15 protein-coding genes are annotated in these 17908 nt (G+C 68.9%); 9 read left to right on the top strand and 6 right to left on the bottom strand.

Annotated features, from left to right (window positions below):
* Window positions 1-37: 37 nt before the first annotated feature.
* The 4 genes from IG08_RS0146685 (at window position 38) to IG08_RS0146670 (ending at window position 5122) form a co-directional block, all read left to right on the top strand.
* Window positions 38-1960, top strand: a complete 1923-nt coding sequence (locus IG08_RS0146685; RefSeq protein ID WP_078656020.1) for a tetratricopeptide repeat protein — start codon at window positions 38-40, stop codon at window positions 1958-1960.
* 68 nt (window positions 1961-2028) lie between these two features.
* A complete protein-coding gene (locus tag IG08_RS0146680) occupies window positions 2029-3402 on the top strand; it encodes an extracellular solute-binding protein (protein WP_030618720.1) in 1374 nt (457 codons plus the stop codon).
* The gene (locus tag IG08_RS0146675; RefSeq protein WP_052425193.1) at window positions 3399-4283 is read left to right on the top strand and encodes a carbohydrate ABC transporter permease; all 885 of its coding nucleotides are present in this window, start codon (window positions 3399-3401) and stop codon (window positions 4281-4283) included. Before IG08_RS0146680 ends, IG08_RS0146675 begins: the two co-directional genes overlap by 4 nt.
* Window positions 4284-4291: 8 nt before the next feature.
* Entirely contained in the window at window positions 4292-5122 is an 831-nt protein-coding gene (locus IG08_RS0146670) for a carbohydrate ABC transporter permease (protein WP_030618714.1), read from the top strand.
* A 3-nt stretch (window positions 5123-5125) separates the two neighbouring features.
* Here IG08_RS0146670 and IG08_RS0146665 read toward each other — a convergent pair whose 3' ends face one another.
* The gene (locus IG08_RS0146665) at window positions 5126-5575 is read right to left on the bottom strand and encodes a PPOX class F420-dependent oxidoreductase (RefSeq protein ID WP_199821074.1); all 450 of its coding nucleotides are present in this window, start codon (window positions 5573-5575) and stop codon (window positions 5126-5128) included.
* 187 nt (window positions 5576-5762) lie between these two features.
* Between IG08_RS0146665 and IG08_RS0146660 the strand changes: the two genes are divergently transcribed.
* Window positions 5763-6482 (top strand): hypothetical protein, encoded by a 720-nt coding sequence (locus IG08_RS0146660; RefSeq protein WP_030618709.1) that lies wholly within the window; start codon window positions 5763-5765, stop codon window positions 6480-6482.
* A 52-nt stretch (window positions 6483-6534) separates the two neighbouring features.
* Here IG08_RS0146660 and IG08_RS0146655 read toward each other — a convergent pair whose 3' ends face one another.
* Complete coding sequence (locus IG08_RS0146655) at window positions 6535-7560, bottom strand: ATP-dependent 6-phosphofructokinase (RefSeq protein WP_030618706.1); 1026 nt, start codon at window positions 7558-7560, stop codon at window positions 6535-6537.
* A 212-nt stretch (window positions 7561-7772) separates the two neighbouring features.
* Here IG08_RS0146655 and pta point away from each other — a divergent pair, with 212 nt between their 5' ends.
* The 3 genes from pta (at window position 7773) to pyk (ending at window position 12601) form a co-directional block, all read left to right on the top strand.
* The gene (pta, locus tag IG08_RS0146650; protein WP_030618701.1) at window positions 7773-9863 is read left to right on the top strand and encodes a phosphate acetyltransferase; all 2091 of its coding nucleotides are present in this window, start codon (window positions 7773-7775) and stop codon (window positions 9861-9863) included.
* Complete coding sequence (locus tag IG08_RS0146645; protein WP_030618698.1) at window positions 9860-11077, top strand: acetate kinase; 1218 nt, start codon at window positions 9860-9862, stop codon at window positions 11075-11077. Before pta ends, IG08_RS0146645 begins: the two co-directional genes overlap by 4 nt.
* A 90-nt stretch (window positions 11078-11167) precedes the next feature.
* Complete coding sequence (gene pyk / locus IG08_RS0146640; protein ID WP_030618695.1) at window positions 11168-12601, top strand: pyruvate kinase; 1434 nt, start codon at window positions 11168-11170, stop codon at window positions 12599-12601.
* Window positions 12602-12721: 120 nt separating this feature from the next.
* Here the strand turns inward: pyk and IG08_RS0146635 are convergent, their stop codons facing one another.
* The 4 genes from IG08_RS0146635 to IG08_RS0146620 all read right to left on the bottom strand — a co-directional run bounded on the left by IG08_RS0146635 (window position 12722) and on the right by IG08_RS0146620 (window position 16967).
* Window positions 12722-14026, bottom strand: coding sequence for a hypothetical protein (locus IG08_RS0146635; RefSeq protein ID WP_030618690.1), 1305 nt, complete (start codon window positions 14024-14026; stop codon window positions 12722-12724).
* The gene (locus IG08_RS0146630; protein ID WP_030618687.1) at window positions 14016-14573 is read right to left on the bottom strand and encodes a DUF6114 domain-containing protein; all 558 of its coding nucleotides are present in this window, start codon (window positions 14571-14573) and stop codon (window positions 14016-14018) included. Before IG08_RS0146630 ends, IG08_RS0146635 begins: the two co-directional genes overlap by 11 nt.
* Before the next feature lie 117 nt (window positions 14574-14690).
* Window positions 14691-15323: a DUF6230 family protein gene (locus IG08_RS0146625; protein WP_030618684.1), complete on the bottom strand. Its 633-nt coding sequence runs from the start codon at window positions 15321-15323 to the stop codon at window positions 14691-14693.
* A gap of 663 nt (window positions 15324-15986) precedes the next feature.
* The gene (locus tag IG08_RS0146620; RefSeq protein WP_030618682.1) at window positions 15987-16967 is read right to left on the bottom strand and encodes a tetratricopeptide repeat protein; all 981 of its coding nucleotides are present in this window, start codon (window positions 16965-16967) and stop codon (window positions 15987-15989) included.
* 203 nt (window positions 16968-17170) lie between these two features.
* Here IG08_RS0146620 and IG08_RS0146615 point away from each other — a divergent pair, with 203 nt between their 5' ends.
* Window positions 17171-17803 carry a TetR/AcrR family transcriptional regulator gene (locus IG08_RS0146615; protein WP_030618678.1) on the top strand — a complete coding sequence of 211 codons (633 nt, stop codon included), beginning with the start codon at window positions 17171-17173 and terminating at the stop codon, window positions 17801-17803.
* Window positions 17804-17908 lie beyond the last annotated feature (105 nt).

The raw sequence follows: 17908 nt of genomic DNA, 5'->3' as shown, positions 1-17908 counted from the left end.
GGGGTTCACGGGGCGGGAGGACGACCTGGCCCAGCTGATGCCGGTCCTGGATCCGGCCGCCGAGTCCGACCTGCCCGTGCTGATCTGCGCGGTGTCCGGGCTGGGCGGGATCGGGAAGACGTCGCTGGCGTCGTACGCGGCGCGTCAGGCCGTGCGGGAGGGGTGGTTTCCGGGCGGGACGTTGTTCGTGGACTTCCGGGGGTACGACGATGACCCGGTTACGGCGGACCAGGCGCTGCTCGCACTGCTGGAGGGCCTCGGCGTACGAGGAGCGGACCTCCCGCAGACGCCGCCCAGCCAATACGCCCTCTACCAGCGCCTGCTCGCCGAGGAACGCCGCTCGATGCTGCTGCTCTTCGACAACGCCTCGGACCCGGCCCAGTTCACTCCGCTCGTCCCCGGGACCGATCACCACCGGGTACTGATCACTTCCCGGGACCGGCTTACTGCCCTGGACGCCCGGCTGCTCGACCTCGACGTCCTCAAGCCGGAGGCCGCGGCCGACCTCGTCGCCAGGTCCCTTCGACTCACCGACGGACGTGACGACCGGTTCCTGCGCGAGCCGGAGGCTGTTGCCGAGCTCGGGGCGCTGTGCGGCCGCCATCCGCTGGCGCTGCGGATGGCGGTGGGCATGCTGCGCGAGCGGCGGTACCGGAGCATTGCTTCGCTGGTGGAGGAGCTGCGGGGGGACGGGGACCGGACGCGGGCGCTGGGGGTACGGCCTGTGTTCGAGGCTGCTTACGGTCAACTCCGGGTGGAGCAGGCCAGGTTGCTGCGGTTGCTGTGCCTGGCTCCTACGGCTGAGGTCAGTGGCGAGGCGGCGGTGGCGGTGGCGGGGCTATCCGATGGCCGAACTTTCAGCTTGCTGGAAGGGCTGGCAGCTGCGCACTTGGTCACACCTGTGCCGGTGCCAGGTGGGGAGGTGCGGTGGCGGTTGCATGACCTGGTGCGTGAGTTCGGGGCGGGTGTGGTGGCGGGGGACGCGGGGTTGCAGGAAGAGGGGGAGGCAGCGCGGGAACGGGTGTTGGCGTTCTACTACCGGTGGGCGGATGCGGCCGATGACCGGTTGCGGTGGCTGCCGGGGCGGCCGGAGCCGGAGCGGTTTGAGGACTGGGCGCAGGCGTTGGCGTGGCTGGATGAGGAGCGGGCGGGGCTGGTGGCGGCGGTGCAGTGGGCACGGGAGGAACGGTTCGCTGACACTGCGGTACGGCTGTCCGAGTGCCTGTCGGAGTATCTGGTCTGGCGGCGGTTCTTCGACGACTGGGCCACCGTCGCCGGCACCGCCCAAGAGGCCGCCCATCGCGCCGGGGACCGTCGCAGCGAGGCCGTCGCGTGGGACAACCTCGGACTCGTCCTACGGGAGACGGGCCGTGCGGAGGAGGCCATCGACGCCCACACCCGCGCCCGCGATCTGTATCAGGACACCGAGTACCTCGACTTCGTGGCCATCTCTTGGGACAACCTCGGACTCGCCCTGCAGGATGTGGACCGGGGGAGGGAGGCCATCGACGCCCACACCCGCGCCCGCGATCTGTATCAGGACGCCGGGGACCGCCACCGTGAGGCCGTCGCGTGGAACAACCTCGGCAACGCCCTGCGGAAGGCGGGCCGGGTGGAGGAGGCCATCGACGCCCACACCCGCGCCCGCGACCTGCACCAGGACGCCGGGGACCGCCACCGCGAGGCCATGGTGTGGAGCGACCTCGGCATCGTCTTTCGGAGAGCGGGCCGGGTGGAGGAGGCCATCGAGGCGTACGGCAAGGCTCTGGCGATCTTCCAGGAGTTCAAGGACGAATACCGGGCAGGCATAGCCCTCCAAAACCTGGCTATCGCCCACGAGCGCGCCGACCGCCCCGCCGAAGCCCGCGCCCACTACCTCCAAGCCGCCCACGCCTACACCCGAGCCAACGCCCCCACCGAAGCCGCCAACGCCCAATCCGCCGCAGACGCATTGACCTGACTAGACCACTACTCCTACGTTCACCTGGCAGCCATCCCGGCCACAAAGACGTGAGCCCGCAGGAGGTCATGCCCGTGCGCCCCACCGCCGTACTCCCCTCCCTCATCGCCGCAACCCTCGCCGCATCCGCCCTCACCGCCTGCGGCGGCGGCTCCGGCAGCGACCCGGACACAGTCAAGGTCTCCTTCAAGCAGTCCACGGACAACTCGATCCACGTGATGGACGACTATCTCGCGGACATCAAGAAGCAGTTCGAGAAGAAGTACCCCGGCAAGAAGGTCGAGTTCGTCCCCATCAAGGCCCCGGACTCGGAGTACTACACCAAGGTCCAGCAGATGCTCCGCTCCTCCAAGACCGCCCCGGACCTGGTCTACGAGGACACCTTCCTCATCAACTCGGACATCACCAGCGGGTACTTGAAGCCCCTGGACCCCTACCTCGCCAAGTGGGCGGACTGGCAGCAGTTCATCGACACCGCGAAGACCGCGGCCAAGGCCGAGGACGGGAAGACGTACGGCGTCCCGGACGGCACGGACACCCGCGGACTCTGGTTCGACAAGGGCATCTTCGAGAAGGCGGGTCTGCCGGCCGACTGGCAGCCGAAGACCTGGGACGACGTCCTCGCCGCGGCCCGGACCATCAAACAGAAGGTCCCCGACGTCACGCCCCTCAACCTCTACACCGGCAAACCCGCGGGCGAGGCCGCCACCATGCAGGGCTTCGAGATGCTGCTCTACGGCACCGCCGACGGCCGGTCCGACCCCCTTTACGACACGGCCTCGAAGAAGTGGATCGCCGGCAGCCAGGGCTTCAAGGACGCGCTCACGTTCGTCGAGACGGTCTACAAGGAGAAGCTCGGCCCCGACGTCTCCACCGCCCTCGACCCCAACATCCAGACCATCGTCCGCGGCGACCTGCTGCCCAAGGGCAAGCTCGGCATCAACCTCGACGGCTCCTGGCTCCCGCAGGACTGGCTCCCCGGCAGCGGTCACGAATGGCCGGAGTGGTCCAGCGAGTTGGGGCTCGCCGCCATGCCCACCCAGCACGGCCAGGCCCCCGGCAAGGTGAGCATGTCCGGCGGCTGGACCTGGTCGATCCCGGCCAAGGCGGCCAACCCCGACCTGGCCTTCGACTTCATCGAGACGATGCAGACCAAGGCCAACGCCCAGAAGTGGTACGTCGCCAACTCCGGTATCGCCGTGCGGAAGGACGTCGCCGAAGACCCCGCGTACGTCAAGGCCCAGCCCGGCATCAAGTTCTTCACGGACCTGGTCGCGAGCACCCACTACCGGCCCGCGTATCCGGCGTACCCGAAGGTCTCCACCGCCGTACAGGAGGCGATGGAGGGCGTGACGACGGGCGACAAGTCGGTGGCGGAGGCGGCGAGCGAGTACGACGCAGCACTCAAGGAAGCCACCGACAACCAGGTCGTCGAGAAGTGAACTCCCGGCCCCTGGCCCGGCCCCTGACCCGCTCCCTCACTCGCGCCCTCCCCGTCACCCCCGCCCTCGTCCTCCTGCTCCTCTTCCTCGCCGGCCCCATCGCCTACTGCGCCTACATCGCCTTCACCGACCTCCAGCTCACCGGCCAGGCCGAGTCGTCCTTCGTCGGGTTCGACAACTTCCGTACGGCCTTCCAGGACGAGGAGTTCCTCAACGCCGTATGGCTGACCCTCGTCTTCACCGTCGTCTCGTCGCTGATCGGGCAGAACACCCTCGGTCTGGCGCTCGCGTCGCTGATGCAGCGCGCCTCGAAGCCCATCCGCACGCTCACCGGTGGCATCGTCATCACCGCCTGGGTGCTCCCGGAGGTCGTCGCCGGGTTCCTGCTCTACGCCTTCTTCCGCAAGGAGGGCACCCTGAACGCCATCCTGGACTGGCTCCATCTCCCGTCCCAGAACTGGCTGTTCACGCTCCCGATCCTGGCGGTGTCCTTCGCGAACGTGTGGCGGGGCACCGCCTTCTCGATGCTGGTCTACTCGGCGGCGCTCAACGAGATTCCCAAGGAGATCACCGAGGCCGCCGAGGTCGACGGCGCCGGCGGCTGGCGACGTATGTGGCACATCACCCTGCCGATGATCCGCCGTTCCATCGGCACGAACCTCATGCTGAACACCCTCCAGACCCTGTCGGTCTTCGGGCTGATCTGGGTGATGACAAGGGGAGGCCCCGGCGACAAGAGCCAGACCCTGCCCCTCTTCATGTACGAACAGGCCTTCCAGAACAGCATGATCGGCTACGGCACCGCCGTGGCCCTCCTGCTGCTGCTCGTCGGCTCCCTCTTCTCCGTCGTGTACATGCGCCTGCTGCGGACGGAGGCGTGAGCCGACCCATGACCCGCACCCGGAAGAACGCCCGCCGCCTCGCCGCCGACGCCGGCCTCCTCGCCACCGCCGCCGCCTTCGCCCTCCCCCTCGTCTGGGTGGTGCTGTCCTCGCTGGACCCGCGGGCGGACCTCAGGGTGAAGGCCCCCGACGGCCTCACCTTCGGCAACTTCGACGCGATCCTGACGCAGGACATCACCTTCACGCCGCTGCTCAACAGCCTGATCCTGTGCGGTGGCGCGACCCTGCTGACGGTGGTGTGCGCGGCCCTCGCCGCCTACCCGCTGTCCCGCTTCCGCTCCCGCCTCAACCGCCCGTTCCTCCTGACGATCCTCTTCGCGACGAGCCTGCCGATCACGGCGATCATGGTCCCGGTCTACGCCCTGTTCGTGCAGGTCGACCTCATCGACACCATGCAGGGCACGATCTTCTTCTTCGCCGCCTCCCAACTCCCCTTCGCCATCTGGCTGATGAAGAACTTCATGGACGGCGTGCCGAAGGAACTGGAGGAGGCGGCCTGGACCGACGGCGCGAACTCGCTCCAGTCACTCGTCCGGATCGTGCTGCCCCTGATGGGACCGGGGGTGTCGGTCGTGACCGTCTTCTCCTTCGTGATGATGTGGGGGAACTTCTTCGTCCCCTTCATGCTCCTGCTCACCCCGGACCAGATGCCCGCCTCCGTGAGCATCAACGAGTTCTTCGGGAACCGGGGCATGGTGGCGTACGGCCAGCTCGCCGCGTTCTCGATCGTCTACTCGACGCCGGTGATCCTGCTGTACGTGCTCATCGCCCGCCGCCTGGGAGGAGGCTTCGCGCTGGGCGGGGCGGTGAAGGGGTAGGGCTCACGCCTCCGGCAGCACCCCCGGCCGGAACGGCTCCACCCCCACGACCCTCCGCACCCGCACCGGCTCGATCAACAACATCACCCGCCGCTCACCGGCCAACAGCCACGGATACCGCTCCTCACCGATGTACTTCTGCGTGAGCCGGTCCATGGACCGCTCCGCCTCCTCGCCCTCCACGAACCGCACGACCCGTCCCCGGATCTCCACGCGGTCGTACGGGTTCTCCGCGTCGTGATGGGACAGCGAAACGTTCGGATTGCGCCGAAGATTCTCCTCCTTCACGCGCCCGATCGCCGTGTTGACCATGACGTACTCGCCTTCGAGGTCCGCCCACATGGGCGAGACCTGCGGAGTCCCGTCAGGGCCGACCGTCGCGAGGTGCCAGAAGTTCGGCGCCAGCAGGCGCTCGCGAATATGCCCCTCTACCTTGCCATTCACCTCGTACACGATGGCCCACGCACCTTTCCCGCCGCCCGCCCGGGCCGCTCGGCGCCATCCTCGCCACCGCAGCCGCCCCACCGACAGACGATCTTCGGCCACCCCCGTCAGGGCCGAAACCGTAGGTTCCTACAATCTGTGATCCTGGCCGAACAGACCGTAGTCATCGCAGCCCGGCGCCCCTAGCTTGTGCCCCGTGCGCCGACCGCCAGCCCAGCCGAACCAGCCCAGCCCCCCGCCGCCGACCCCGCCGTTCGACTCCCTCGCCGCCCGCAGACTCCGTGCCGCCCTGAACATGGGCCCCGAGCACGTCGCCTACGGTCTGCGCGTCTCGTACGGAATGCCCCACGCGACCCCGGATCTCGTCATCTCCTGGGAACGCGGGATCATCGCCCCGACCGGCCCCGAACTCACCGCTCTCGCGGGCGTATTGTGGTGCTCGCCCGGTGAACTGATCGGCAGACCGCGGACCTTGCGGGAGCACCGCATCGCGCGCGGTCTCGCGGCGGAGGACATCGCCCGTACCGTCGGGCTGGAACTCCTCGCCTACCTCAGCATGGAGGAGCACGACGAGTGGCACGGCACCGACCGCCAGTCGTCCGCCCTCGCCGACCTGCTCGAACTCTCGCTCCCGGACTTCGTCACCGTCACGGGACGCGCCGAGAAGCTCGCGGAGCTGCTGCGCAGTGCGGTGACGACCCGTTGGCAGGCCTATGTGAAGCCGGTGTCGAAGATCGTGCCCCTGGACCGGCGACTCCTGGAGGGCACCCTCCAGGAGCTGCACCAGGCGTACCAGGGGCAGATGGTGGCCACGCTGAGCTGGGGCGGTGGCAGCGGCGACGCGGGCGACGACGGCCAGGACTTCCTCGACCGGATCGTCGACCGCTTCTGGACGACCGTGGAGCGGAGCCCCTAGAAGAAACCCCTCAGGACATCCACTGGAACACCTAGAACACCGACCGGAACGCCTAGAACACCGACTCCGCCTCGTCCATCCGGTCCTTCGGCACCGTCTTCAGCTCGGTCACGGCCTCCGCGAGCGGCACCATCACGATGTCGGTGCCGCGCAGCGCGGTCATACGGCCGAACTCGCCCCGGTGCGCGGCCTCCACCGCGTGCCAGCCGAAGCGGGTGGCGAGGACACGGTCGTAGGCGGTCGGTACGCCGCCGCGCTGGACGTGGCCGAGGATGACCGGCTTGGCCTCCTTGCCGAGGCGGCGCTCCAGTTCGTACGCCAGCGCCGTGCCGATGCCCTGGAAGCGCTCGTGGCCGAACTGGTCGATGTCGCCCTTGCCGTAGTCCATCGAGCCCTCGGCGGGGTGGGCGCCCTCGGCGACACAGATCACCGCGAACTTCTTGCCGCGGGCGAAGCGCTCCTCGACCATCTTGACCAGGTCGGCGGGGTCGAAGGGGCGCTCGGGCAGGCAGATGCCGTGGGCGCCGGCGGCCATGCCGGACTCGAGGGCGATCCAGCCCGCGTGCCGGCCCATGACCTCGACGACCATCACCCGTTGGTGGGACTCGGCAGTGGTCTTGAGGCGGTCCATGGCCTCCGTGGCGACACCGACCGCCGTGTCGAAACCGAACGTGCGGTCCGTCGACGAGATGTCGTTGTCGATCGTCTTCGGGACGCCCACGACGGGGAGGCCGGCGTCGGACAGCATGCGGGCCGCGGTGAGCGTGCCCTCGCCGCCGATCGGGATCAGCGCGTCGATGCCGAAGTCGCTGACGATGTCGGCCGCGTTCTCGCAGGCCTCGCGCAGGCGGTCCCGCTCCAGCCGCGAGGAGCCCAGGATCGTGCCGCCGCGGGCCAGGATGCCGCTCACCGCGTTGAGGTCGAGGGCGCGGTAGTGACCGTCGAGCAGGCCGGCGTAGCCGTCCTCGAAGCCGATGACCTCGTCGCCGTAATTGTCGACCGCTCGGTGCACGACCGACCGGATCACTGCGTTCAGGCCGGGGCAGTCGCCGCCTGCGGTGAGAACTCCGATGCGCATCGTGCTGTGTCTCCTGCTCGCTGTTGATACCGGTGAGCCACGTCCGATTGTTTCACGTCCCCCAGGCCGCTGCCGCCTCCGCTCCTGACGGGCGCCTTATATACCGCCAGAGGTATTGTCAAGAGGGTTCTGCTCACCTCGGTGGGCGATTTTTATGACGCGAACCGATTTCTTGTGACCGAACCGAACGGCGAAACGAACGGAGAGCTTGCGTGACGCGCAGCGTGTACGTGACCGGGATCGACCGCGGGGACGGACGCCAGGTCGTCGAGCTGGGAGTCATGGAGCTCCTGACCCGGCAGGTCGACCGGGTGGGCGTCTTCCGCCCCCTCGTCCACGACCGACCCGACCGCCTGTTCGAACTACTGCGCTCCCGCTACCGCCTCTCCCAGGACCCGGCGACCGTCTACGGCATGGACTACCCGGAGGCGTCCGCGCTCCAGGCCGAGCGCGGGACGGACGAGCTGGTGTCGACGCTCGTCGACCGGTTCCACCTCGTGGCCCGGGACTACGACGTCGTCCTGGTCCTCGGCACGGACTTCGCCGCCACCCAGCTCCCGGACGAGCTCTCGCTCAACGCCCGGCTCGCCAACGAGTTCGGCGCGTCCGTGATCCCGGTCGTGGGCGGCCGCAAGCAGACCACCAAGTCGGTGCTCGCCGAGACCCGTAACGCCTACCGCGCCTACGACAGCCTGGGCTGCGACGTCCTCGCCATGGTCACCAACCGGGTGGCCCGCGACGACCGGGACGAGATCGCCGAGCGACTCGCGAACCGGCTCCCCGTGCCCTGTTACGTCGTCCCCGACGACGCCGCCCTCGCCGCGCCCACGGTCGCCCAGATCGCGCACACCCTCGGCGCCAGGACCCTCCTCGGCGACGACTCCGGGCTGGCCCGCGACGCGCTGGACTTCGTCTTCGGCGGTGCGATGCTGCCGAACTTCCTCAACGCCCTGACCCCGGGCTGCCTGGTCGTGACCCCGGGCGACCGCGCCGACCTGGTCGTCGGCTCGCTGGCCGCGCACAGCGCCGGCACCCCCCCGATAGCCGGCGTGCTGCTCACCCTGAACGAGGTGCCGAGCGACGAGGTCCTCACCCTCGCCGCCCGCCTCGCCCCCGGCACCCCGGTGCTCTCGGTCGCCGGCAACAGCTTCACCACCGCCACCGAACTCTTCTCCCTGGAGGGGAAGTTGAACGCGGCGACCCCGCGCAAGGCGGAGACCGCTCTCGGCCTCTTCGAGCGGTACGCCGACACCAGCGACCTCCTCAGCCGCGTCTCCGCGCCGAGCAGCGACCGCGTCACGCCGATGATGTTCGAGCACAAGCTCCTGGAGCAGGCCCGCTCCGACCTGCGCCGGGTCGTCCTCCCCGAGGGCACGGAGGCCCGCGTCCTGCACGCCGCCGAGGTGCTGCTGCGCCGCGGCGTCTGCGACCTCACCCTCCTCGGCCCCGTCGACCAGATCCGCAAGAAGGCCGCCGACCTCGGCATCGACCTGGGCGACTCCCAGCTGATCGACCCGGCGACCAGCGAGCTGCGCGACGGCTTCGCCGAGAAGTACGCGGCCCTGCGCGCCCACAAGGGCGTCACGGTCGAGCTGGCCTACGACGTCGTCTCCGACGTGAACTACTTCGGCACCCTGATGGTCCAGGAGGGGCTGGCGGACGGCATGGTCTCCGGCTCCGTGCACTCCACGGCCGCGACCATCCGCCCGGCCTTCGAGATCATCAAGACCAAGCCGGACGCCGACATCGTCTCGTCCGTCTTCTTCATGTGCCTCGCCGACAAGGTCCTCGTCTACGGCGACTGCGCGGTCAACCCCGACCCGAACGCCGAGCAGCTCGCCGACATCGCCGTCCAGGCGGCCGCGACCGCCTCGCAGTTCGGCGTGGAGCCGCGGATCGCGATGCTGTCGTACTCGACGGGTACGTCCGGCTCGGGCGCCGACGTCGACAAGGTGCGCGAGGCGACCGAGCTGGTGCGGGAGCGGCGGCCGGACCTCAAGATCGAGGGGCCGATCCAGTACGACGCCGCGGTCGAGCCGACCGTCGCCGCGACCAAGCTGCCCGAGTCCGAAGTCGCCGGTCAGGCAAGCGTGTTGATCTTCCCCGACCTCAACACCGGCAACAACACCTACAAGGCCGTGCAGCGGTCGGCCGGCGCGATCGCCGTCGGGCCGGTGCTGCAGGGTCTGCGCAAGCCGGTCAACGACCTGTCCCGGGGCGCCCTCGTCCAGGACATCGTCAACACCGTCGCCATCACGGCCATCCAGGCCCAGTCCCCGAACGAGAAGGCTTCCCAGCAGTGAGCGCCACTCGCGGCACCCGCGTTCTAGTCCTCAACTCCGGCTCCTCGTCCGTGAAGTACCAGCTGCTCGACATGCGCGACAGCAGCCGGCTCGCGGTGGGCCTCGTCGAGCGCATCGGCGAGGAGACCTCCCGGCTCAAGCACACCCACGTCGACAGCGGCGCCACCCGCGAGTGGACCGGCCCGATCCCCGACCACGAGGCCGCCCTGAAGGCCGTATCGGAAGAACTGGCGAAGGACGGTCTCGGCCTCGACTCCCCCGAGCTGGCCGCCATCGGCCACCGGGTCGTGCACGGCGGGCAGTCCTTCACCGCGCCGACCGTCGTCGACGACGCCGTGCTCGCCGAGATCGAGCGGCTGATCCCGGTCGCCCCGCTGCACAACCCGGCCAACCTCACCGGCATCCGCACCGCCCAGGCCCTGCGCCCGGACCTCCCCCAGGTCGCCGTCTTCGACACCGCGTTCCACACGACGATGCCGGAGTCCGCGGCGCGCTACGCGATCGACGTGGCCACCGCCGACGAGCACCGGATCCGGCGGTACGGGTTCCACGGGACCTCGCACGCGTATGTGGCCCGGGCGACGGCGGAGCTGCTGGGCAAGGACCCTTCCGAAACGAATGTGATCGTGCTGCATCTGGGCAACGGGGCCTCGGCCTCGGCGGTCCGCAGCGGCGAGTGCGTGGACACCTCCATGGGGCTGACGCCCTTGGAGGGGCTCGTGATGGGTACGCGCTCCGGTGACATGGACCCGGCCGTCATCTTCCATTTGGCGCGGGTTGGCGGAATGTCCATCGATGAAATCGACAATCTCCTCAACAAGAAGAGTGGATTGATCGGTCTGTGCGGCGACAACGACATGCGGGAGATACGGCGTCGCGTCGACGAGGGTGACGAGCAGGCGGAGCTCGCGTTCGAGATCTACATTCACCGACTGAAGAAGTACATCGGCGCCTATTACGCCGTGCTCGGTACCGTGGACGCGATCGCGTTCACCGCCGGGGTCGGCGAGAACGCGGCGCCGGTGCGCGAGGCGGCCGTCGCGGGCCTGGAGACCCTGGGCCTGGCGGTGGACGGCGACCTGAACGCCGTACGCAGTGACGAGCCGCGGCTGATCTCGCCCTCGGACGCGCGGGTGAAGGTCGCCGTGGTGCCGACCGACGAAGAACTGGAAATCGCCACGCAGACCTACGGACTGGTCAGAAAGGGCGACTGAGCGGTAACCCAGCTGAGCACCGCTCCGCCCATTTGTATCTTCCACCAGACGGAATATTCCGTAGCGAAACAAACCGATAGGATCGCCCCCATGCGCCGTTCGAAAATCGTCTGTACTCTCGGCCCCGCGGTCGACTCCCACGAGATGCTCGTGTCCCTGATCGAAGCCGGCATGAACGTGGCCCGCTTCAACTTCAGCCACGGCACCCACGCCGAGCACCAGGGCCGCTACGACCGGCTCCGGGCCGCCGCCAAGGAGACCGGCCGGGCCATCGGTGTCCTCGCCGACCTGCAGGGCCCGAAGATCCGTCTGGAGACCTTCGCCGAGGGTCCGGTCGAGCTGGAGCGGGGTGACGAGTTCGTCATCACCATCGAGGACGTCCCCGGCGACAAGACCATCTGCGGAACGACCTACAAGGGCCTGCCCGGTGACGTCGACCGCGGCGACCAGATCCTCATCAACGACGGCAACGTCGAGCTGAAGGTCCTGGACGTCGAGGGTCCGCGGGTCAAGACGATCGTCATCGAGGGCGGTGTCGTCTCCGACCACAAGGGCATCAACCTGCCCGGCGCGGCCGTGAACGTCCCGGCGCTGTCCGAGAAGGACGTCGATGACCTGCGCTTCGCGCTGCGCATGGGCTGCGACATGGTCGCGCTGTCCTTCGTGCGGGACGCCAAGGACGTGGCCGACGTCCACAAGGTGATGGACGAGGAGGGCCGCCGGGTCCCCGTCATCGCCAAGGTGGAGAAGCCGCAGGCGGTGGACAACATGGAGGACGTCGTGATGGCGTTCGACGCCGTCATGGTGGCCCGTGGCGACCTGGCCGTCGAGTACCCGCTCGAGAAGGTCCCCATGGTGCAGAAGCGCCTCATCGAGCTGTGCCGCCGCAACGCCAAGCCGGTGATCGTGGCGACCCAGATGATGGAGTCGATGATCACCAACTCCCGCCCGACCCGCGCCGAGGCCTCCGACGTGGCCAACGCGATCCTGGACGGCGCGGACGCGGTCATGCTGTCGGCGGAGTCCTCGGTCGGCGCGTATCCGATCGAGACCGTGAAGACGATGTCGAAGATCGTCACCGCGGCCGAGGAAGAGCTGATGTCGAAGGGCCTGCAGCCCCTCGTCCCGGGCAAGAAGCCGCGTACGCAGGGTGGTTCGGTCGCCCGTGCCGCGTGCGAGATCGCCGACTTCCTCGGCGGCCGGGGCCTGGTGGCCTTCACCCAGTCCGGCGACACCGCCCGCCGCCTGTCGCGCTACCGCGCCTCGCAGCCGATCATCGCCTTCACCACCCTGGAGAGCACCCGCAACCAGCTGGCGCTCAGCTGGGGCGTCGAGTCCCACGTCGTGCCGTTCGTGAACAGCACCGACGAGATGGTCGACCTGGTCGACCAGGAGATCACGAAGCTCAACCGCTTCAACCCGGGCGAGATCGTCATCATCACCGCCGGCTCGCCCCCCGGCGTCCCCGGCACCACCAACATGGTCCGGGTCCACCACCTGGGTGGAGCCGAGGGCAACAGCTGAGGGCAACAACTGACGGGCCTGTAAAGGCCCTTGTACGGCGCTGAGGGCGCCCCCTGGAGAAGGGGGCGCCCTCAGGCTGTGTGCGGCTCCCGAACGGGCTTGTGCGGGCTTTACAGGGCCCTAGTCGCTGTACTGGTGCATCTCGGGGACGTGCAGGGTTCCGCCCATCTGGGCGGCCTGCTTCACCGTCACGTTGGTGAAGTAGATCAGCGGGATGTTCAGCGGCGGCGGGCTCTCCGGGCTGAACGTGATCGGGATCAGCCCCAGCAGGTTGCCGGAGATGCTCTCCGTGTACATCGTCGTCTTGCCGTCGCGGATCGTGGACGTCGTGCCCTTGCCCGCCTGCACGTGGTACGTCTTGCCGTTCTCGGTGACGATCTGGTGCAGGTCACCGATGTCGGTGCCGTCGGAGATGACGTACTTCAGCACCTTCTTGGTCTTGCCGCTCGCGGTCTTGACCTCGACGACGCCCTGGTAGTCGGCGCCCTTCAGGAGCAGCGAACTGGCCTCCAGGGTCCAGGCGTTGTCCGCCACGAGCGTCGTGTTGTCCACGTCGCCCACGTCGTCCGTGGCGACCGGGCAGTCGTCCGCGTCCGTGGTGGAGCTCGCCGACGGGCTCGGGGTGGCCGCGGCCGACGCCGCGTCCTCGACCGCCTTCGTCGTGTCCTCGACGGCCTTGGTGGTGTCCTCGGCCGCCTTGGACGCCGTGTCGGTCGTGTCCTTCACGGTGTCGTCGACCGTGTCGGTGAGCTTCTCGGTCGTGTCCTTGACGGTGTCGGACGCGCTCTCGCTCTCCGGGCTCGCCGAGGCGGACGCGGACGCCGAGGGGCTCGCGCTCTCGGTCGTACTGCCGCCCGTGAAGATGCCGGTGAGCGCGTCGCCGATGTCCGTCAGCAGGTTGCCGTCGTCGCTCGCGGACGCCGAGGGGCTCGCCGTGGCGGTGTCGTCGGACGACGACTCCTCCTTGCTCGCCGAAGCCGAAGCGGACGGCGTGGGCGTGGCCTCGTCGTCGGAACCTGAATCCGACGATGAGGAATCACCCGAGTCCGAGTCCGAGTCGTCCGCGGAGGCCGACGGGGTCGGGGTCGCCGACTCGTCCGCGGCGGAGTCCTCCGACGCGTCGTCCGAGGCGGACGCCGACGGGCTGGCCGACGCCGAGGCGTCGCCCTCCAGCGCCGTGACGCAGTCCTTGTACTCGTCGGCCGTCAGGCTCTTCGACGTGGGCTGCTCGTCGGCGCTCGCGAACGTCGACGTGAACCCCATTCCCATGAGGACGGCGGTCGGCATCGCCGCCAGGGCCATCGCCTTGCCGGCCGGCATGTGGAACCTGGTGAACAGCGGCTTCTTGGGTGCCGCGTGGCGCGGCCCGGATCTCACACGGGACGCGTCCACGTCAGTCCCGTGGGTCACCTCGTCAGCCGGCACTGTGCCTCCCGTTCGCCCCGTTCGCCGGGCTCGTTCCTGACAGATCGTTCGGCTCGCCCACCACAGGCTTGAGGATCGTGGTGTCCGGGTCCGTGCTGTAGGGCGCGTCACCGGTTCCCGTCGTGGCCTCCCGCGCCGGCTGCGGCTCCGGCGGCGCACCCGGCGCCCAGGCCACCGCCATCGCGCCACCGATGAGCGCGAACAGGAAGCCGATGAGGAAGCCGCCGAGGTTGGACACGGGGATGGACACCAGCGCCAGCAGGATCGCCGCGACGCCCGCGAAGGTGCGGACGTGCTTCTGGAACCAGAGGCTGACACCCAGTACGCCGAGCAGCACACCGATGATCAGCGACCCGGCACCGGCGGTGGTGGCCATCGCCAGCGTGAGGTGACCGATCTGGAGGTTCGCGTACGGGAAGTAGGCGATGGGAAATCCGCCGAGCAGGATGAACAGACCTGCCCAGAACGGCCTCTCGCCCCGCCAGGCACGGAACTGCAGCCGCCGGCGGGCGAACTTGCCGGGTACTGCAGGGGTCTCGGCGCTCATGGAAAACAGCTCCCTGATACGGCTTTGCTGTGGTGGTGAGTTGTGCAGCTTGTGAAAGTCCGGGCCTCAAGTGGACGGGCGGGGGCGCCAACGGCTCCCCCGCCCGTCAGAGAGTGCTTAGTAGCACTCCTTGACACCCGTCGACAGCGACATCTTCAGCCCGCTGAGCTTGAAGGTTCCGGCAGTGGTGGCCCACGCCGTCTGCTTCACGTCGGTCAGCGTGGCCGAGTCTGCCTGCTGGGCGAACCCGTAGGGGTTCGCCGTGTCACCGCTCTTGATGCCGGGACCCTTGCTGAGGTCCTTGCCGGCGACACCGATCTCGATGTTCTTGAACGTCGCGTCGGCCGCGAGGTCCTCGACGTCGATGTACAGGTTGTCGGCCTCGACCGGCGTACCGCCACCGCCGGCCTTCAGGATGAGGCTGACCGAACCGATGAGCGGGATGTTCGGGGTGACCACGGACTGGCACATGTTCGTGATCGAGGCGTTCTTGAACGCCGAGACCGCGACCGGGTGCGCCGTCTTCTTGCCGTCGAGGGTGTACCCCGAGTCAATGGCCCCGTACTGGGAGAAGCCCGTACCGACGAGCTTGTCCGCCGAGACCTTGAACGACTGTCCCGACACACTGAACGACGCGGCGAGAGCGCCCTGCGCGAGGGCGACACCTATCGCTGCCGTGGCGGCGACGCTGGGCACCATCACCACAGCGAACCGCTTCCATCTCGTCCCGCCACGCACCTGGGACTCCATATTTCCTCCTTCTCGGACGTACATCTCCTGGCCCTGACTGCCCTGTCGTACTTGACGGCTCAGCCGGGCAGGGATGGGAGAAGTGCTACGTCCTCGGGAAGGAGAGCGCCTGTACTCGGTGGCGCGAACCGCACCCGAATCACCGGCGATCACCCCCGAGCGACAACCACTGGTCGCGCCTGACACGCATCACGCACAACCTTGCTGGACAGGCTTCGCCGGATGAGCGAAGACCCCCCTGCCCAAGAGCCGGCGCCACTGCCGCCGGCTCTACTCGGTGGGGACCCAGGGAATCCCGCGACCCAACCGGCTGTCGGGGTGCGGGAATGGACCGAGCGTCGCCGATCGTGGTGCATTCTCGCCGCCCGCACAAGGGGCTTCGTTACTGGGTAGTAACGGCCGGATAACCGAACAACGACCCACTGGTCTCGGTCGGCAACGCTGGGTGTCACCAGGGGGGCGGACAAAGCTGTTGATCGATGGACAGAAACCGACAGATCAACGCCCGTAACTTACTTGCAGTAACAGCGGCCGCGATTACCAAGATTTGGTAAAGCGCGGCCGCAGTGACACTCCGTCGGCAAATCTTTCACTCCGGCACCACATGCCGTTGCGTTTAGCGACTGGTCAGAACGGGGCTTCTGCCCCGGTCGGGGCTCCTGCCTAGAACAGGGCGCGGGCAAGCGCCCGTCGGGCCGCCGTCACCCGCGGATCGTCGGCGCCGACCACCTCGAAAAGCTCCAGCAGCCGCAGTCGTACGGCGTCCCGGTCCTCGCCCGCCGTACGCCGCACGGCGTCGATGAGCCGCCCGAACGCGTCCTCCACGTGTCCGCCCACCAGATCCAGGTCGGCGGCGGCGATCTGCGCCTGCGCGTCGCCCGGCCGGTCGGCCGCGTCCCTGCGCACCTGCTGCGGATCCGCGCCCTGCACCCGCTGGAGCAACTCGGCCTGGGCGAGGCCCAGTTTGGCCTCCGAGTTGCCCGGGTCGTCGCTCAGCACGTTCTTGTACGCCTGGACGGCACCGCCGAAGTCCCCCGCGTCCAACGCCTGTACGGCGGCTTCGAGGAGCGCGTCGTACGGCCCGGCCGGCATCTCGGGAGCCTCGGCCGGCGCGGCACCCGGCTCGGCGTCGGGGTCGACGGTCAGACCGGTCAGCCCGAAGCGCTGCTCGGCCACCTGCACCAACTGGTCCAGGGTCTGCCGGATCTGCTCCAGACCGGCGGCACCCTGGAAGAGCGGCAGGGCCTGCCCGGCGACGACGGCGAACACGGCCGGGATGCCCTGCACCCCGAACTGCTGCATCAACATCTGGTTGGCGTCGACGTCGATCTTGGCGAGGAGGAAGCGTCCGTTGTACTCGACGGCGAGCTGCTCCAGCACCGGGCTCAACTGCTTGCAGGGCTCGCACCACTCGGCCCAGAAGTCGATGACGACCGGGACCTCGGTGGAGCGCTGCAGGACATCGCGTTCGAACCCGGCCTCGTCGACGTCGATGACGAGATCGGCCGGGGAGACGGCGCCCGTGCCGCCGCCCTGCCGGGCCGCGTCGGCGCGCGCCTGCTCCGCCTTCGCCTTGGCCTCCTGGGCCGCCTTCACCGCGGCGAGGTCGACGACTCCGCTCATGGACATGTTCCGTGGCTGCATGCGTCTATCCTCCCCCGTCCGCCCACGTCTGCGAAAAGCGTTGTGAAAGCCGGTCGTGCTCTCATGCGTTCGGCGCCGGGTCCCCACCCTGCACCAGTGGTTTCGCTACGGGTCGTAGCGTAATGGCACCGAGTGCCTCCCTGCCACCACTCCCCGGTGATCTCCCTCACGGCCTCACGGGAACCGCCGGTTATGGTCGTGGGATGCAGAGCCGCACTCCCGCCCCACGTGCCACAGGGCGCCCTCGGAGCGCCGCCGCGGACGCCGCGATCCTGGCGGCCACGCGGGAGGCGCTGGTGGAGCTGGGCTGGTCGAAGCTCACGCTGGGAGACGTGGCCGCCAGGGCGGGGGTGGCGAAGACGACCCTCTACCGCCGCTGGGCCGGCAAGAACGAGCTGGTGGTCGACGCGGTCGCCGAACTCTTCGACGAACTCGAACTCCCCGACCGCGGCACCCTCGCCGCCGACATCGAGGGCGTGGTCCTCCAGTTCGCGGCGATCCTGGCCCGCCCGGCGGCGCGGAACGGCCTGATGGCGGTGGTCGCGGAGGCGACGCGCGACGACGCCCTGCGCGAACGCATCCGTGCCTCCATCGTGGAACGCCAGAAGCGCCTGGTCCTGGAGGGCCGCGAGCGCGCCCAGACCCGCGGCGAACTCCCCCCGGAGCCGGACCCCACCGAGGCAGCCCGCACGGTGGACCTGATCTTCGACGTGGTAGCGGGTGCGGTGGTCCACCGCACCCTGGTAAGCGCGGAACCGGCGGACGCGGAATGGGTACGCAGCTTCACAAGGGTGCTACTCCTGGGCCTGACCTCGTCAGCCGGCCCAGGCACGTGACGTTTGCGCCCCCGCCGCCCCTACCCGTCCCATCCTTCTGGGGCTCCGCCCCAGACCCCGCTCCTCAAACGCCGGAGGGGCTGAGTTTTTTCAGCCCGTCCGGCG

Source organism: Streptomyces fulvoviolaceus, from assembly GCF_000718165.1.
Taxonomy (GTDB): Bacteria; Actinomycetota; Actinomycetes; order Streptomycetales; family Streptomycetaceae; genus Streptomyces; species Streptomyces fulvoviolaceus.
This window is presented reverse-complemented; position numbering and strand designations above follow the sequence as displayed.

Excerpts from the sequence above, each read along its gene's own strand:
- pyk (WP_030618695.1), top strand. The coding sequence starts at position 11,168 with ATGCGCCGTTCGAAAATCGTCTGTACTCTCGGCCCCGCGGTCGACTCC.
- IG08_RS0146670 (WP_030618714.1), top strand. The coding sequence starts at position 4,292 with ATGACCCGCACCCGGAAGAACGCCCGCCGCCTCGCCGCCGACGCCGGC.
- IG08_RS0146620 (WP_030618682.1), bottom strand. The coding sequence starts at position 16,967 with ATGCAGCCACGGAACATGTCCATGAGCGGAGTCGTCGACCTCGCCGCG.
- IG08_RS0146615 (WP_030618678.1), top strand. The coding sequence starts at position 17,171 with ATGCAGAGCCGCACTCCCGCCCCACGTGCCACAGGGCGCCCTCGGAGC.
- IG08_RS0146630 (WP_030618687.1), bottom strand. The coding sequence starts at position 14,573 with ATGAGCGCCGAGACCCCTGCAGTACCCGGCAAGTTCGCCCGCCGGCGG.
- IG08_RS0146685 (WP_078656020.1), top strand. The coding sequence starts at position 38 with ATGCCGGTCCTGGATCCGGCCGCCGAGTCCGACCTGCCCGTGCTGATC.
- IG08_RS0146625 (WP_030618684.1), bottom strand. The coding sequence starts at position 15,323 with ATGGAGTCCCAGGTGCGTGGCGGGACGAGATGGAAGCGGTTCGCTGTG.
- IG08_RS0146655 (WP_030618706.1), bottom strand. The coding sequence starts at position 7,560 with ATGCGCATCGGAGTTCTCACCGCAGGCGGCGACTGCCCCGGCCTGAAC.
- IG08_RS0146680 (WP_030618720.1), top strand. The coding sequence starts at position 2,029 with ATGCCCGTGCGCCCCACCGCCGTACTCCCCTCCCTCATCGCCGCAACC.